Here is a 16,386-nt window from a genome sequence, read left to right as displayed (position 1 = left end):
GAAAGGAGCGTCCACCAATGAGAACCCTTTACCTGCGGCGGCTGGTGGTTCCACCCTAGCTGCCGCTCTGAATTTTCTGCAACAAGGAGGGATTCATATTGCAGGAAGAAGTCACCCAGAAAACTATTGCCCTGTCCATGAAAACGGGCAAGCTCACCGCCCAAGCGTTGCAAGCTGCCCTGAAAAAATATTTGCAGCACCGGGCCAAGGGGCCAAAGCTGCACCACGGCAAGCAAAGCCTGAAACAGCTGAAAGCCCACGGCGCGGCCCTGACCAACATTGAAGTCACGGAGGCGAACATCGGAGCGTTCAAGCCCTGCGCCAAAAAGTACGGCGTAGACTTCACCCTGCGCAAGGACAAAACCACCCAGCCGCCCCACTACATCGTGATCTTCAAGGCCAAGGATGCAGACAATTTGGAACAGGCGTTCCGGGAGTTCACGGCCAAAACGCTCACCAAGGAGCAGCGGCCCTCCATCCGCAAGGTGCTGACAGCAGCCAAGCAGAAAGCCGCCCAGCAGCCGAAACGCGCCAAAGAAAAAATCAAGCAAAGGGGGCTGGAACGATGAAGCCTGAACTGAAAAAGCTGCTGGTGCTGAATCTGCCGTATCTGCTGTTCGTGTACCTGTTCGCCAAATGCGGGCAGGCGTACCGTCTTGCGGCGGGCGCAGATGCTTCGGCAAAGCTGCTGTACCTAACGAGCGGCATCTCCGCCGCCTTTGCAAGCCCGCTGCCCAGACTGCATCCGTTTGACCTGTGCGTGGGTGTTGTTGGTGCGGTGGCTGTCCGGCTCATCGTGTACAGCAAGGGCAAGAACGCCAAGAAGTACCGCAAGGGCGAGGAATACGGTTCTGCCCGGTGGGGCACCGCCAAAGACATTGCCCCGTACATCGACCCCAAGTTTGAAAACAATATCCTGCTGACCCAGACCGAACGCCTGACCATGACCGGGCGGCCAAAAGACCCCAAGACGGCCCGGAACAAGAATGTGCTGGTGATCGGCGGCTCCGGCAGCGGCAAGACGCGGTTTTACGTCAAGCCCAACCTCATGCAATGCTTTCCCACGTCTGATTATCCCACCTCATTCGTAGTCACAGACCCGAAAGGCACACTGGTTCTCGAAACAGGCCAAATGTTCCAGCGGGCGGGCTACCGGGTGAAAATCCTGAACACGATAAACTTTTCCAAGTCCATGAAGTACAACCCCTTTGTTTACATCCACTCGGAAAAGGACGTGCTGAAACTGGTAAATACCCTTATCGCCAACACCAAGGGCGAGGGCGAAAAATCGGCAGAAGATTTTTGGGTGAAGTCGGAACGGCTGTTCTACACCGCGCTTATCGGCTACATCTGGTACGAGGCCCCGGTAGAGGAAATGAACTTCACCACCCTGCTGGAAATGATAAACGCCAGTGAAGCCCGCGAGGACGACCCGGAGTTTCAAAGCCCGGTGGACCTCATGTTTGAACGGCTGGAACAGAAAGACCCGGACCACTTCGCCGTCCGGCAGTACAAAAAGTTTTTGCTGTCGGCGGGCAAGACCCGTTCTTCCATCCTGATAAGCTGTGGTGCCCGTTTAGCCCCATTTGACATCCGGGAGGTGCGGGAGCTGATGGAGGACGATGAAATGGAGCTGGATACCATCGGGGATGAAAAGACGGTGCTGTTTTTGATTATGAGCGACACGGATACCACGTTCAACTTCATTCTCGCCATGCTCCAAAGCCAGCTTATCAACCTGCTGTGTGACCGTGCAGATGATAAATACGGCGGTCGGCTGCCTGTCCATGTGCGGCTGATTCTGGACGAGTTCGCCAACATCGGACAGATACCCAACTTCGACAAGCTGATTGCCACCATCCGCAGCCGGGAAATCTCGGCATCCATCATTTTGCAGAGCCAGTCGCAGCTGAAAGCTATCTACAAGGATGCGGCCGAAATCATTTCGGACAACTGCGATTCTGTTCTCTTTTTGAGTGGGCGGGGTAAGAATGCCAAAGAGATCTCCGATGCGCTGGGGAAAGAGACCATCGACAGTTTCAACACCAGCGAGAACCGGGGTTCTCAAACCTCCCACGGACTGAACTATCAAAAATTAGGAAAGGCGTTGATGTCAGAGGACGAAATCGCAATCATGGACGGCGGCAGGTGCATTTTGCAGCTGCGGGGCGTGAGGCCGTTCTTCTCGGAGAAGTTCGACATCACCAAGCACCCGCACTACAAATACCTTGCGGACGCGGACAAGAAAAACACCTTTGATGTGGACAGGTTCTTATCCACCCTGCGCCGGAAGCGGCAGCAGGTAGTCGCACAGGACGAAAGTTTTGACCTGTACGAAATCGACCTGTCGGATGAAGATGCAGCCGCCGAATAAGACGGTATTTTTTGAAAAAACAATTTTGAGTGCCGCAGAACAAGCGGCAGAAAGTGAGGACCTTATGGAATTTTTCAACAGCGCAGTCGATACTTTGCAGACCATCGTGGTCGGTCTGGGCGGTGCCCTGTGTGTCTGGGGCGGCATCAACCTGTTGGAGGGCTACGGACAGGATAACCCCGGCAGCAAGAGCCAGGGCGTGAAGCAGCTGGTCGCGGGCGGCGGCGTTGCCCTGATTGGCGTGACCCTTGTCCCGCTGCTGTCCGGGCTGCTGGGCTAAGTCCTGCATCGCTGCCCACAATTTTCCGAACAACGAACACTTAAAATCCTACTCCGCGCTCTCCCTCTCACATGGGAGGGCGCGGGAAAGGAGGTATCTTTGCTTGATTAGTGAGATCATCGAGAAATGGATAAAAGGCATTTTGATCGATGGCATCACGGGCAACCTCTCCGGCCTGTTCGATAACGTGAACGCCAAGGTGGGCGAAATCGCTTCGGATGTCGGTTCTACCCCGCAGGCATGGAACAGCGGCATTTTCAATATGCTGCGCAGTCTTTCCGAAACGGTGGTGCTGCCCATTGCAGCGGCCATCCTTGCCCTTGTGATGTGCCATGAGCTTATCCAGATGATTACCGAAAAGAACAATATGCACGACTTTGACACCTCCATGTTCTTCCGCTGGATTTTCAAGTCTGCCTTTGCCATCCTCATTGTCAGCAACACATGGAACATCGTCATGGGCGTGTTCGATGCCACCCAGAGCGTTGTCAACCAAAGTTCCGGCGTTATCATCGGTGAAACATCCATCCACTTTGACCGCCTGATACCCGGACTGGAATTTCAGCTGGAAAGCATGACCATCGGCAGTCTGCTCAGCCTGTGGTTCCAGACCCTTGTAGTGGGCCTGACCATGAACATCCTGTCCATCTGTATTTTCCTTGTGACCTACGGCCGCATGATCGAGATTTATGTTGTGACCGCACTGGGGCCTATCCCGCTGGCGACCATGGGCAGCAGCGAGTGGCGCAGCACCGGGCAGAACTACTTGAAGTCTTTGCTGGCACTGGGTTTCCAAGCGTTCCTGATTATGATTGTCGTGGGCATTTACGCGGTGCTGATACGCAACATTTCGGGCGCGGCGGACATTGCCGGGGCCATCTGGGGCTGCATGGGCTACACCGTGCTGCTCTGCTTTTGTCTGTTCAAGACCGGCAGCATCAGCAAGTCGGTGTTCGGTGCCCATTGAGAAAGGAGCATTTGAATGGCGTATGTGACCGTTCCCAAAGATTTGACCCATGTAAAATCCAAAGTCTTATTCGGGCTGACCAAGCGGCAGCTGGTCTGCTTCGGCGGTGCGCTCCTTACGGGCGGGCCGCTTTATTTTTTGGCCCGGAACTTTCTTTCCAACAGTGCGGCGGCCCTGCTGATGATTTTTGCCATGCTGCCGGGGCTGCTGTTCGCTCTGTTCGAGCGGCACGGCCAGCCCCTTGAAGTGGTGATTCAGCAAATGATTCAGTGCTGCTTTATCCGTCCCAAGGAAAGGCCCTATCAGACCAACAATGCTTACGCCGCCCTTGTGCGGCAATACCAAATGGAACAGGAGGTAAAGGCCATTGTCCAGAAAAACGATACCCCGCGAAACCGAAAAGCCCAAAAAGCTCACCCGCGCCCAGAAAAAAGAAATTGATGCCGTTATCCGCAAGTACAAGGGTGACGGCAAGCCCCGCACAGCACAGGCCACCATCCCGTATGAAGCCATCTACCCGGACGGTGTGTGCCGCATTGACCGACGCACATTCTCCAAGTGCATTGCCTTTGAGGACATCAGTTATCAGCTGGCCCAGCCGGAAACAAGAACCGCCATCTTTGAACACCTGTGCGACCTCTACAACTATGTGGATGCTTCCATCCATGTGCAGCTTTCGTTTTTGAATCGCAAGGTTGACCCGGTACAGTACGCAAAAAGTTTTGAAATCGCACCGCAGGGGGATGATTTTGACGACATCCGCGCCGAGTACACCGCCATCCTGCAAAAGCAGCTTGCCAGCGGAAACAACGGCATTGTCAAAACGAAATACCTGACCTTCACCATCGAGGCCGACAGTCTGAAAACAGCGCGGGCCCGTCTGACCCGCATTGGTCTTGACCTGCTGGGCTACTTCAAGACCATGGGCTGCGTGGCGCACGTTATGGATGGGCGGGAACGTTTGGAAGTGCTGCACGGCATCTTCCACCCGGACGGCGAACCGTTCCGCTTTGACTGGGACTGGCTGGCACCCTCCGGCCTGTCTACCAAGGATTTTGTGGCCCCGTCCTCCCTCTGTTTCGGTACGGCCAAAACCTTTGGTTTGGGCGGCAAGTATGGAGCTGTGAGCTTTTTACAAATCCTTGCGCCGGAACTTTCGGACGAAATGCTGGCCGACTTCCTCAAAACGGAAAGCGGGATTCTCGTCAATCTCCATGTGCAGGCCATTGACCAGACCGAGGCCATCAAAACCATCAAACGGAAAATCACAGACCTTGATGCCATGAAGATTCAGGAGCAGAAAAAAGCTGTCCGTTCCGGGTACGACATGGATATCCTGCCCAGCGACCTTGCCACCTACGGCGAGGATGCCAAAAAGCTGCTGAACAAATTGCAGACCCGGAACGAACGGCTTTTCATGCTGACCTTTTTAGTGCTGAACGTGGCCGACACCAAGCAAAAGCTGGGCAACGATGTGTTCCAAGCGGCGGGCGTGGCGCAGAAGTACAACTGCTCTCTTGTCCGGCTGGACTACCAGCAGGAACAGGGCCTTGTATCCAGCCTTCCGCTGGGTATCAACCAGATAAAGATTCAGCGCAGCCTTACCACCTCCAACGTGGCGGTGTTCGTGCCCTTTGTCACGCAGGAGCTTTTCCAGAGCGGTGCGGCCATGTACTACGGCATCAACGCAAAATCCCACAACATGATCATGCTGGACCGCAAGCAGGCCCGGTGTCCCAACGGCTTGAAGCTGGGCACGCCCGGCAGCGGCAAATCCATGAGCTGCAAGTCCGAAATCGTCAGTGTGTTTTTAACGACTGCTGACGATATTTTTATTTCAGACCCAGAGGCCGAATATTATCCGCTGGTCAAGCGGTTGCATGGGCAGGTCATCAAACTTTCGCCCACCAGCAAGGACTATGTGAATCCTCTGGACATCAACCTGAATTATTCCGAAGATGACAGCCCGCTGGCCTTGAAGTCGGATTTTGTGCTGTCGTTCTGTGAGCTGGTCATGGGAGGCAAAACAGGTCTGGAAGCGATTGAACGCACCGTGATAGACCGTGCCGTGAAAGCCATCTACCGCCCCTATCTGGCGAATCCCTGCCCGGAGAATATGCCGATTTTGTCTGACCTCCACCAAGCCCTGCTCGACCAGCACTTGCCGGAAGCGGACCGGGTAGCGCAGGCATTGGACTTGTATGTGTCCGGCTCGCTGAATGTGTTTAATCACAAAACGAATGTGGACATCCACAACCGGCTTGTGGCCTTTGACATCAAAGAGTTAGGCAAGCAGTTAAAAAAACTGGGGATGCTCATTATCCAAGACCAGATATGGGGCCGCGTCACCCAGAACCGCAGCCAAGGCCGGGCTACATGGTATTTTGCAGACGAGTTCCACTTGCTCTTGAAAGAGGAACAGACCGCCGCGTACAGTGCCGAGATTTGGAAACGCTTCCGCAAATGGGGCGGTGTGCCCACGGGCGCCACCCAGAATGTGAAGGACCTTCTTTCTTCCCCGGAGATCGAGAACATTCTGGAAAACAGCGACTTCATCACGCTGCTGAATCAGGCATCCGGCGACCGCAAAATCCTTTCGGAACGGCTGAACCTTTCCGCAGACCAGCAGAAGTACATCGACAATTCCGAACCGGGCGAAGGACTGCTGATTTTTGAGAACGTGGTGTTGCCGTTCTCAAACCCCATCCCGAAAAACACCCAGCTCTATAAGATCATGACCACCCGGCTCAGTGAGGTGGTGGAGCTATGAGCCTAACACATTTCAGCTTGTTTTCCGGCATCGGCGGCATCGACCTTGCCGCAGAAGCAGCGGGTTTCACTTCGGTCTGCCAATGCGAGTGGGCGGCCTTCCCCGCCGCTGTGCTGGCAAGCCACTGGCCGGAGGTGCCCCGATTTCAGGACATCACCACCGTAACAAAGGAGGCTTTCTTTGAAAAAACAGGACTTCGCACCGTCACCCTCATTTCAGGTGGCTTCCCGTGCCAGCCGTTTTCCACCGCAGGGCGGCAGCGCGGCTTCCACGATGAACGCTACCTCTGGCCCGAAATGCTGCGCGTTATCCGGGAATTGCAGCCCCGTTGGGTGCTTGGAGAAAATGTTGCTGGCTTCCTCCGTATGGGGCTCGACAAAACGCTCATTGACTTGGAGCAGGCAGGTTACGATGTTCGGGTTTTCGTATTACCTGCTGCTGCCGTTGGCGCGTGGCACGAACGGAAACGAGTATTCATCATCGGCTCCGCTGCTTCCCACGCCCCTTGCCAGCGACACCGGGGATGTGGGCAAGGGACTGGACATCCAAATCTCTGCGAACGGCAGCTACCGCAAGATGAACAAGGACGGCAAGGCGTGGACGGCGCGGCTTTCCCATGTGGTCTACCGCATGACCCCCACCACGCTGGAAAAACCCTACCTCAACCCGGACTGGGTAGAGTGGCTGATGGGTTTCCCGCGCAAATGGACGGACATTCCCTTTGGGCCGAAGAACCCGCCGACATCCCGCGTCTGACCGAAGATGTGCCGAACCGCAGCAAGCGGATGAAAACGCTGGGCAATGCGGTTTCGCCGCCGCAGGTATTCCCGATTCTCAAATACATTGCGGACATTGAAACAAGCTGCTGCCCGATGGGAGGTGAAGAACTTTGAAAGAATTGCAGGCAAAAGCCAAAGTCACCCAGACCATGACCCGTGACGGTCTGGTGGTGGAAAATCAAGCGGACGGCACTGTGGAGAACATTTCCAGCCGGGAAGCAGAACAGGATTACTCCACGGATGCCGAGGGCAAGACCGAAAAAATTCTGGAACGCGCCGAGGACATCAAGGACGGGCATAAAAATAAAAAGAAAGCGAAAAAGGCAGCAGAAACAGCGGCCACCGCCGAGAGTGAAGATGGTCTGCACCGTTCCGCCGCCCGTCTGGAACTGACCGAAGAAGAACGGGCAGACCCGGCGTTGCAGCCGTATATCCAAAAGGCGGGAGCGAAAGCCGACAAGCTGGATGCAGCCCGCGCCGCTTTGCCGAAAAAGCGCGTCCCAGTCAAGAAAAAAGTTTACGATGCAGCCAGCGGCAAGGCAAAATCCACCCTGCGTTTTGAGCAGCAGGACAAAGGTCCGCCCAGCCTGAAACCAAACCCGGCCAGCCGCCCGCTATCGGAAGCGTTGCTGTTCGCTCACGGAAAAATCCACGAGGTCGAACACGAAAATGTGGGTGTGGAGGGTGGCCACAAGGGTGAAGAACTGGTGGAGCATCAGACCGCCAAGGTCATCCGCAGCGGCATCCGGCACCACAAGATGAAGCCCTACAAGGCCGTGGAAAAGGCAGAGCGTCAGCTCATGTCTGCCAATGCAGAATACTTTTACCAGAAATCTTTGCGGGACAATCCGCAGATCGCGCAGTCCGCCAGCAATCCCATTTCCCGGATGTGGCAGAAACAGCGTATCAAGCAACAGTACGCCAAAGCTGCACGGCAGGCCGGACAAGCCGCCGCACAGGGTGCAGCCGCCACCGCAGAGAACGGTTTCCGGGTAATAAAGCTGGCGGCCGAGGGCGGCGAACGGGTAGCCGAATTTGCGGCCCGGAACTGGAAAACCATTCTGATCGTGGCGGTGTTCGGTCTGCTGGCTCTGCTCTTGATAACGGGTTTGCAGTCCTGCACCGTGATGGCGGGCACCGCTGGAACCGGCGTGACGGCATCCTCTTACTTTTCCAAGGACAAGGATATGCTGGGTGCAGAGAAAGCCTACGCCAAGCTGGAACAAAAACTGCAACGGTATCTCGACACCTACGAGGCCACCCACAACTACGATGAATACCACTTTTATCTGGACGAAATCGAGCATGACCCCTATGTGCTGATCTCGATTTTGTCCGCGCTGCATGATGGTGTGTTCACACTGGCCGAGGTACAGGGCGAACTTGAAATGCTCTTTGAAAAGCAATACATCCTGACCGAGACCGTGACCATGCAGATACGCTACCGTACAAAAATGATGGTCATTATTGGCCCGTATGGTGTGCCGCAGGTTATCACCTACCAAGAACCGTATGAATACTACATCTGCACCGTCAAGCTGAAGAACAAGGATTTGTCCCACCTGCCCGTGGAAGTGCTGACTGAGGAACAGCTTAGTGCCTATTCGCTCTATATGCGCACGCTGGGCAACCGGCCGGATTTGTTTGGCAAAGCGCAATACCCCAATGCGTCTACCATCAAGCAGCCCACCTACTACGATATTCCCCCGGAAGCGCTAAAGGATGATAGGTTTGCCGCCATGATGGAGGAAGCAACCAAGTACATCGGCTACCCGTATGTGTGGGGCGGTAGTTCGCCCAGTACCAGCTTTGATTGCAGCGGCTATATTTCGTGGGTGCTGAATCACTCCGGCTGGAACGTGGGCCGCCAGACCGCACAGGGCCTTTACAACCTCTGTACTCCTGTTTCGGCCGCACAGGTCAAACCGGGCGACCTTGTGTTTTTCAAGGGTACCTACGATACCCCCGGCGTGAGCCATTGCGGTATCTATGTGGGCAATTCCATCATGCTGCACTGCGGCGACCCTATTTCTTACACAAACCTCAACTCAAAATATTGGCAGGAACATTTTTACAGCTATGGGCGTTTACCGTAACGTCAGAAAGGATTTTGTATGGCAAAAAGACTTTCCCGCATTGAGCGCGATATTGAACGGCTCAAAGAAAAAATCAGCGAATATCAGCAGCAGTTGAAAGAACTGGAAGCTGCAAAGACTGAACAGGAAAACTTGCAGATCATTCAGCTGGTGCGCAGCATGAACATGAAACCGGACGAGTTCGCAGCCTTCCTGCGCAGCGGTGCGCTGAACGCTGCACCCACCGTCACCCCGTACCACAAACAGGAGGATGCTGCCGATGAAACCTGATTGGAACCGCCGTTTTGCTGCCGGATTGCTAGCTATCCTGCTCTGCCTCTGTTCGTTCTCCATGCCTGTTTTTGCAAGCGGCTCTGACCCGGCCCCGGAACCTCTGCCGGAGATTATCGAAGAAGAACCCACTACGGGCGGCATGGAGCCGGAGGGTGTGCCTATCACGCCCAAAGGCAACGCAACACTGGTGGATGATTTTTACGGCGACAAGCAGCTTATCACTGTGACCACCAAGGCCGGGAATTATTTTTACATTCTCATTGACCGCGCCAACGAGGACAAGGAAACGTCCGTTCACTTCCTGAACCAAGTGGACGATGCCGACTTGCTGGCTCTGCTGGATGAAGAACCGCAGGCCGCCGAAGTCTGCACCTGCACCGTGAAATGTGAGGCCGGAAGTGTCAATAAAAACTGCCCCTTGTGTGAAAAGAGCCTGCGCAACTGCACGTCCCCGGAAGCGGTGAAAACTGACACCGAAACGCCGCAGGAAAAGCCCAAGTCCAACATGGGCAGTCTGATGATCCTGCTGGTGCTGGCTCTGGCTGGCGGCGGCGCAGCACTCTACTATTTCAAGTTCCGCAAGCCCAAGGCCGATACCATCGGGCACGATGATCTGGACGAATACGATTTTGGCGAGGACGAAGATGCAGACGAGGAACCGGCTGAAATCGAAATTCATTCAGAGGACGGACAGGAGGACGAAACATGAGCTTTCAGCTGGTGATCGCCGAAAAGCCCAGTGTAGCCCACAGCATTGCCGCCGTGATCGGGGCAAGCGAAAAACAAACCGGCTACTGGCAGGGTGGCGGGTATCTTGTCAGCTGGTGCATCGGGCATCTGGTGTCCTTTGCGGAAGCGGGCCAGTACGATGAAAAATACTGCAAGTGGAAGTATGAAGATTTGCCCATCCTGCCCCAGCCGTGGCAGTTCATTGTCCCGGACGAAAAGAAACAGCAGTTTGAAATTGTGCGCTCTCTGCTCAACCGCTCGGATGTGGACAGTGTGACCGCCGCGACCGACGCAGGCCGGGAGGGAGAACTGATTTTCCGTTTCGTCTACCAAATGGCCGGCTGCACGAAACCTGTGAAGCGGCTCTGGATTTCCAGCATGGAGGATGCCGCTATCCGGGAGGGCTTTGCAAACCTGCGCCCGGATTCGGATTATGATGCTCTGTATCAATCGGCCCTCTGCCGTGCAAAGGCGGATTGGCTGGTGGGCATCAATGCAACACGGCTGTTTTCGGTGCTGTACCATAAGACCCTAACCGTGGGCCGGGTGCAGACCCCGACACTGAAAATGCTGGTGGACCGGGATGCAAAAATTCTGCGCTTCCAGAAAGAAAAGTATTATACGGTCGGCATCCAGTCCGGCAGCCTGAAAGCGGACAGCGGACGCATTGCGGATGCAGAAACCGCAAATTCTCTCAAAGAAAAATGCACGGGTACAACTGCCGTCTGTACTTCTGTCAAGCGGGAGAAAAAGACAGAACAGCCGCCCAAGCTCTATGACCTGACCACTTTGCAGCGGGAGGCAAACCGCCTGTTCGGATTTACGGCAAAGCAGACCCTTGATTACGCCCAGCAGCTTTACGAGAAGAAACTGCTGACCTATCCCCGCACGGACAGTCAATATCTGACCGAGGATATGGGCCAGACAGTACAACATCTTGTGTCTGACCTGCTGAGGCTGCTGCCCATTGCCCAAGGGCTTGCACTTACCCCGGAAGTGGGCCGGATTCTGAACAGCAAAAAGGTATCGGACCACCACGCCATCCTTCCCACGGCCGAATTTGTAAAACAGGGCTTCACCGGCCTTGCGGAAAGTGAGTGCAAGCTGATGAACCTTGTCTGCTCCAAACTGCTCTGCGTGATAGCCGCGCCCCATGAGTACGAAACTGTGACTGCTGTGTTCTCCTGCGCCGGGAACGAGTTTACCGCCAAGGGAAAGACGGTGCTTGTCCCCGGATGGAAAGAGATCGACCAGCGATTCCACTCCACCCTGAAAACAGACGGTGATGAAGAAACGGAAGCCCTGAACACCCTGCCGGAACTGGCCGAGGGACAGAGTTTTTCCGTGACGGCTAACGTTTCGGAACATTTCACGTCCCCGCCGAAAGCCTACACCGAAGCTATATGCTGTGAAAGGGGGATAAGAAATCGCCCATAGAAAGGAGAGTTTTTCAATGAAAGCAAAGAAAACGGACAACGGCAAGATAACCGCACTATACGAGCGTCTTTCCCGCGACGACGACCTCACAGGCGACAGTAACAGTATAATCAATCAAAAGAAGCTGCTTGAAGATTATGCAAAGGAGCATGGATTTACGAATTGTGTCCACTTTACTGATGACGGCTGGTCTGGCGCAAACTTTGACCGCCCTAATTGGAAACGCATGATTGCAGCCATAGAAGCCGGAGAGGTTTCCCATGTGCTGGTAAAGGATTTAAGTCGTGTCGGCAGAGATTATCTGCAAGTGGGATTTTACACAGAAGTCATGTTCAAGGAGCGGGGCGTCCGTTTTATTGCCATAGCAAACGGAGTTGACAGCGACAAGAGCGAAAGCAGCGAGTTTGCCCCGTTTTTGAATATTATGAACGAATGGTATGTGCGTGATAGCAGCCGAAAAATAACAAGCGTTCTCCACGCAAGAGGAATGTCCGGCAAGCATACAAACAGCCATTGTATTTATGGCTATAAGAAAGACCCTAATGACAAAGACCACTGGATTATCGACGAGGAAGCCGCCGAGGTAGTACGCCGGATTTACCGCATGGCGTTGGAGAGCAAAGGCCCGTATGAAATTGCCCGTATCCTTGCTTTGGAAAAGGTTGAAAGACCGTCCTATTATCTTGCACAGCGCGGCGTGGGGAAACATCAGTCTAATTTTAACCCCGCTGAACGGTACACATGGCGTGGCGGCACAGTTGCCGATATTCTATCCAAGCCGGAGTATATGGGGCATACAGTAAACTTCCGCACCTATAAAGAAAGCTACAAAGACAAACGCTCCAGAATGACACCCAAAGAGGATTTAGTCATTTTTGAAAATACGCAGGAAGCTATTATTGACAAGGAAACATGGGAGCGCGTCCAGAGCTTGCGGAAAACGATACGCCGGACGGACACCATAGGCGCGGCAAATCCTTTAACGGGCTTGATGTTTTGCGCGGATTGCGGGGCTAAGATGTATAACCACAGGGGCGGGGCTGGACTGGCGCGGGACTGGGCGGGGCGACCCAACGGCAGGAAGCGTCCAGAACGCGACGAGTACAACTGTTCCCGTTATGATTTAGGCAACCAGCACTATAATAGATACTGCACGACGCACCTTATCCGCACAGCCGTTGTAAATGAGCTTCTGCTTGAAGCTATCAAGGAAGTATGCGACTACGCGCTGAACAATGAAGCGGCATTTATGGAGCAGGTCTGCTCTGCTTCCAGCGAGCGGCAGGTGAAAGCGGCAAAGGCAATCCGGCAGAGAAAACAGCGCAGCGAGAAACGAGCCGACGAATTGAGCCGCTTAATCCGCAAGCTCTATGAGGACAATGTAAACGGCAGACTTTCTGATAAGCTCTTTGAACAAATGCTGCATGATTTTGAAGCGGAGTTAGAGAGTTTAACCGAGAGCGTTACCCAAGACGAGCAGGAGCTTGACCGTATAAGCCGGGAAACCGTCAACGCTGAAAAATTCCTTGCCCTTGTCAAAAAATATACGGATTTTTCCGAGCTTACCCCCGCCATGATAAATGAATTTGTTGAAAAAATCCTTGTCCACCAAGCCGAGGGAAAAGGGGCGAGCCGCACACAGGAGGTTGAGATTTTCTTTAACTTTGTCGGCAAGGTAGAAATCCCCCATGAGGAAATCGTACTGACAGAGGAAGAAAAAGCGGCATTGGCAGAGCAGGAACGGCGCAGAGCAAAAAAAGCCGAATACAACCGCCGCTATATGGAGAAAAAACGCAGAGAATGGAGAGAACAGCGGGAACGGGAGCAGGAGCAAAAGCCCCATAAACTTCCCCCTGTCGCAGACGAGAAAGGAGAAAAGAGCGCATGAGAAGATTGATTGACAACGGTACTACTTCACCCGCCAGACCGCCCTATATCGGGCATTATGGACACTTGCGGAAAGCCTATCTAGAGGGCTACCGCCCCGATCTCTACAACGCCCTTGTCGCAAGCGAAACCCTCTATGAGCATTGCGCCGAGATTGAAGCCGCCGTCCGTCGCCGCCTTGACCTCATTATCCCGCAGCTTGCCGAGGGTGCGGGCGCAACCGAGGAACTGAAAGCCGCAGACCCCATGCAATGGGTGGGGCTGATGAACACCTGCAAGGCGCAAGCGGAGGAAATCGTCAAGTTTGAGCTTATCTATGTATGAGCGTCAAGAGCCGGAAAAATCCCATATTTCACGATAGAAACGCTCTGGACGAGGAATGTATCGCCGGAGCGTTTTCTATTTGAAAATCCTCATTTTCCCCAAGTCAAGAGCCGGGAAAAACACCCGAAAAATGCCCCTATTGCGTAACAGGGGCGCAGAAAGGAGAGTTTATGAGAACAGGGCTTACGAAGCAGGAAAAGACCACCGATATATGGTTTGACGAGAAAGACCCGCTGATCTATATCCGCACCCACAACACCGACTTAAAGAAGCGGCTTGCCGCCTACGCCGGACAGTCCCCCGACCAGTGCCGCCAGACTGACGCAGACCCGGACACGGGCTGCATGGAGTTTGAAATCCGCAAGGGGCGGTTCTCTTTCCGTCTGACCGCCCCATACAGTGAGGAACGGAGGAACGCCGCCAGCAAAGCGGCAAAGAAACATTCCGGCAACTTGACACACCCTATTCAAAAAGATGTGCTATAATTTTTTTGAAAAAGTTTCGGATTAGATGTAGTATTTGCCGCTGAAACCGTAGTACATAGGTGAAGCCCGAAAGGAGGCGGTGAGATGATAGACGACGAAAAAATCATAGAAATGTTTTTTGGACGTTCAGAACAAGGCATACGAGAGCTGGATATAAAATACGGAAAGGTCTGCCACAATCTTTCCTACCATATCGTAGGCAGCAGACAAGACGCGGAGGAATGTGTAAACGACGCTTATTTAGGCGCATGGAACGCCATTCCCCCGGCACGACCTAACCCGCTGCTATCTTATCTTGTTAAAATCGTTCGGAACATTTCACTCAAAATCTATTGGAGAAAGGAAGCAGCCAAACGGAGCAGCCATTACACGATTGCTTTGGAAGAAATTGAAGCCTGTATAGCAGCCCCGAATACAGTAGAAGCAGAAATCGAAGCCAAAGAGTTAGCCCGTATCATTGAAGCATTTTTAGACACGCTGACTACCGAAAACCGCGTTATTTTCATGCGCCGCTATTGGTTTTCCGACAGCTATAAGGACATAGCCGAGTTTATGGGGCTTTCAGAAAAAAACATTTCTGTCCGGCTGACCCGTATCCGCGAGAAGATGAAGCAATATTTGATTGAAAGAGAGGTATTCGTATGAATGCAAAGAAGTTTTCCGACGCTATGAGCGAGCTTGACACAAAATATGTCGATGAAGCTCTCAACTACAAGAAGAAAGCCAAAAAGCCCATTTGGGTAAAGTGGGGGGCTATTGCAGCTTGCTTGTGCTTGATGATACCATTGACCGCATTTGCCGTTGATATAATTCAATATAATGCAGCGGTTGATTATCTCAATTCTCTCGGCATTGCTGTTGAAGATTTGAGCGACTATTCTCATAAAGAAATAAAAGAAGCTGCAAAAACGATTGACGCAGGAGAAAGTAACCCGTTGACTGAAGAAATCCTTAGTCTAATACCAGAAAACAAAGAACCGCTCGATACACCGACGCAGGTAACATCTGAGCAAATTAAAGAACTAACACCGACCATGACAAGAGAAGATGTTCTTTCTCTTTTAGGTGACACACAAGATGTTGGCTCAGGCATTTATATTTATCTTTACGAAGTAGACCAACAATACCTGCTGCGTATTCCTTTTGCAAGCGATGAAGCACAATTAGGTGTAACAGGAGAAGATTTGCTAAAGGCATTGGTTCCCATTTCTGGAGATATTGCTCCTATGGTCTATGTAAATGATACGCTTTATCAAATCGTTGACTCTCAACCCAACTTCGCAGATGAAAAAAGTTCTTTCAATTTGTTAGGAAAAATCGAAAACACAGTTAGTTCTTCGGAAGAACCAAAAGAAAATTTCCAAGCAAATGATGATATTGTAGGGGCTGCGGTTTATCAGTACGGCGATAACATTGTCGTTGAGTTTGAGGGAAAATACTGGTTATATGAACACTATCATAACACAGACTTTGACGGAAACTCAGACTGATATGCCCCACGCCCAAACAAGCCATACTTCTGATGAAAAAGTATCCGAACAAAACCTTCTTGCAAAGTAAATAAGTTTTCTATTTTACAAGGGCAGCCGAGAAAATCGACTGTCCTTTTTCTATGCTTATGAGCAGAAAGGAGCGCCCAACCATGACAAAGCCAAGAGAGAAAACCCGCGAGGAGTTGCAAGCCGAGATTGAGGACGGAAAGAAGAAAATCCGGCAGTTTGAGAACCGAGAAAAGATGTTGCGTCAGAAGCTATCCAAAGAGGAACGCAGAACGCGCAGCCACCGCCTTATTGTCCGGGGCGCGGTCTTTGAAAGCATTGTGCCGGAAGCAAAGAACATGACCGACGAGGAAGCCACAGCACTTCTCCGGCTTGCCTTGACGAGTGAACCAGCGCGGGAATATCTGAAAAAACGAGCAGAGGGAGCGACAAGCTGAAAATCCCTTAGGAACTAAGGGCGCACTTATACACCCTTGCGGGCGTGTG

General features: G+C 52.9%; 16 protein-coding genes and 1 pseudogene. All 17 read left to right on the top strand.

What is annotated here, in order from left to right; translation table 11 throughout:
- Positions 1-98 precede the first annotated feature (98 nt).
- A complete protein-coding gene (locus tag MTP39_RS00655; RefSeq protein ID WP_005928054.1) occupies positions 99-569 on the top strand; it encodes a PcfB family protein in 471 nt (156 codons plus the stop codon).
- On the top strand, positions 566-2,374 hold the full coding sequence (locus MTP39_RS00650) for a VirD4-like conjugal transfer protein, CD1115 family (protein WP_249241054.1): 1,809 nt from the start codon (positions 566-568) through the stop codon (positions 2,372-2,374). The genes MTP39_RS00655 and MTP39_RS00650 overlap by 4 nt, the downstream gene beginning before the upstream one ends.
- 64 nt (positions 2,375-2,438) lie before the next feature.
- Positions 2,439-2,654, top strand: coding sequence for a Maff2 family mobile element protein (locus MTP39_RS00645; RefSeq protein ID WP_005922889.1), 216 nt, complete (start codon positions 2,439-2,441; stop codon positions 2,652-2,654).
- 103 nt (positions 2,655-2,757) lie between these two features.
- A complete protein-coding gene (locus MTP39_RS00640) occupies positions 2,758-3,621 on the top strand; it encodes a VirB6/TrbL-like conjugal transfer protein, CD1112 family (RefSeq protein WP_005927770.1) in 864 nt (287 codons plus the stop codon).
- Between the two features lie 15 nt (positions 3,622-3,636).
- A complete protein-coding gene (locus tag MTP39_RS00635; protein ID WP_249241053.1) occupies positions 3,637-4,062 on the top strand; it encodes a PrgI family protein in 426 nt (141 codons plus the stop codon).
- Entirely contained in the window at positions 3,989-6,391 is a 2,403-nt protein-coding gene (locus MTP39_RS00630) for a VirB4-like conjugal transfer ATPase, CD1110 family (RefSeq protein WP_249241052.1), read from the top strand. The genes MTP39_RS00635 and MTP39_RS00630 overlap by 74 nt, the downstream gene beginning before the upstream one ends.
- Positions 6,388-7,284, top strand: coding sequence for a DNA cytosine methyltransferase (locus MTP39_RS00625; protein ID WP_249241050.1), 897 nt, complete (start codon positions 6,388-6,390; stop codon positions 7,282-7,284). Before MTP39_RS00630 ends, MTP39_RS00625 begins: the two co-directional genes overlap by 4 nt.
- A complete protein-coding gene (locus MTP39_RS00620; RefSeq protein ID WP_249241049.1) occupies positions 7,281-9,266 on the top strand; it encodes a C40 family peptidase in 1,986 nt (661 codons plus the stop codon). The genes MTP39_RS00625 and MTP39_RS00620 overlap by 4 nt, the downstream gene beginning before the upstream one ends.
- Before the next feature lie 18 nt (positions 9,267-9,284).
- Entirely contained in the window at positions 9,285-9,536 is a 252-nt protein-coding gene (locus MTP39_RS00615) for a DUF4315 family protein (RefSeq protein WP_097777297.1), read from the top strand.
- Positions 9,526-10,248, top strand: coding sequence for a DUF4366 domain-containing protein (locus MTP39_RS00610; RefSeq protein WP_249241048.1), 723 nt, complete (start codon positions 9,526-9,528; stop codon positions 10,246-10,248). The genes MTP39_RS00615 and MTP39_RS00610 overlap by 11 nt, the downstream gene beginning before the upstream one ends.
- Positions 10,245-11,666 (top strand): annotated as a pseudogene (locus MTP39_RS00605) (DNA topoisomerase); the annotation flags it as partial. The gene MTP39_RS00610 and the pseudogene MTP39_RS00605, both read left to right, overlap by 4 nt.
- A 55-nt stretch (positions 11,667-11,721) precedes the next feature.
- Complete coding sequence (locus MTP39_RS00600) at positions 11,722-13,593, top strand: recombinase family protein (protein WP_195588219.1); 1,872 nt, start codon at positions 11,722-11,724, stop codon at positions 13,591-13,593.
- Positions 13,590-13,916, top strand: coding sequence for a TnpV protein (locus MTP39_RS00595; RefSeq protein ID WP_117854359.1), 327 nt, complete (start codon positions 13,590-13,592; stop codon positions 13,914-13,916). Before MTP39_RS00600 ends, MTP39_RS00595 begins: the two co-directional genes overlap by 4 nt.
- 170 nt (positions 13,917-14,086) lie before the next feature.
- Positions 14,087-14,401: a hypothetical protein gene (locus tag MTP39_RS00590; RefSeq protein ID WP_147622767.1), complete on the top strand. Its 315-nt coding sequence runs from the start codon at positions 14,087-14,089 to the stop codon at positions 14,399-14,401.
- 84 nt (positions 14,402-14,485) lie between these two features.
- Positions 14,486-15,046, top strand: coding sequence for an RNA polymerase sigma factor (locus MTP39_RS00585; RefSeq protein ID WP_005922902.1), 561 nt, complete (start codon positions 14,486-14,488; stop codon positions 15,044-15,046).
- Entirely contained in the window at positions 15,043-15,891 is an 849-nt protein-coding gene (locus MTP39_RS00580) for a hypothetical protein (RefSeq protein ID WP_007887193.1), read from the top strand. The genes MTP39_RS00585 and MTP39_RS00580 overlap by 4 nt, the downstream gene beginning before the upstream one ends.
- Before the next feature lie 152 nt (positions 15,892-16,043).
- Complete coding sequence (locus MTP39_RS00575; protein ID WP_112091127.1) at positions 16,044-16,337, top strand: DUF3847 domain-containing protein; 294 nt, start codon at positions 16,044-16,046, stop codon at positions 16,335-16,337.
- The last annotated feature ends 49 nt before the right edge of the window (positions 16,338-16,386 follow it).

Source organism: Faecalibacterium sp. I3-3-33 (assembly GCF_023347295.1).
Classification (GTDB): domain Bacteria; phylum Bacillota; class Clostridia; order Oscillospirales; family Ruminococcaceae; genus Faecalibacterium.
This window is presented reverse-complemented; position numbering and strand designations above follow the sequence as displayed.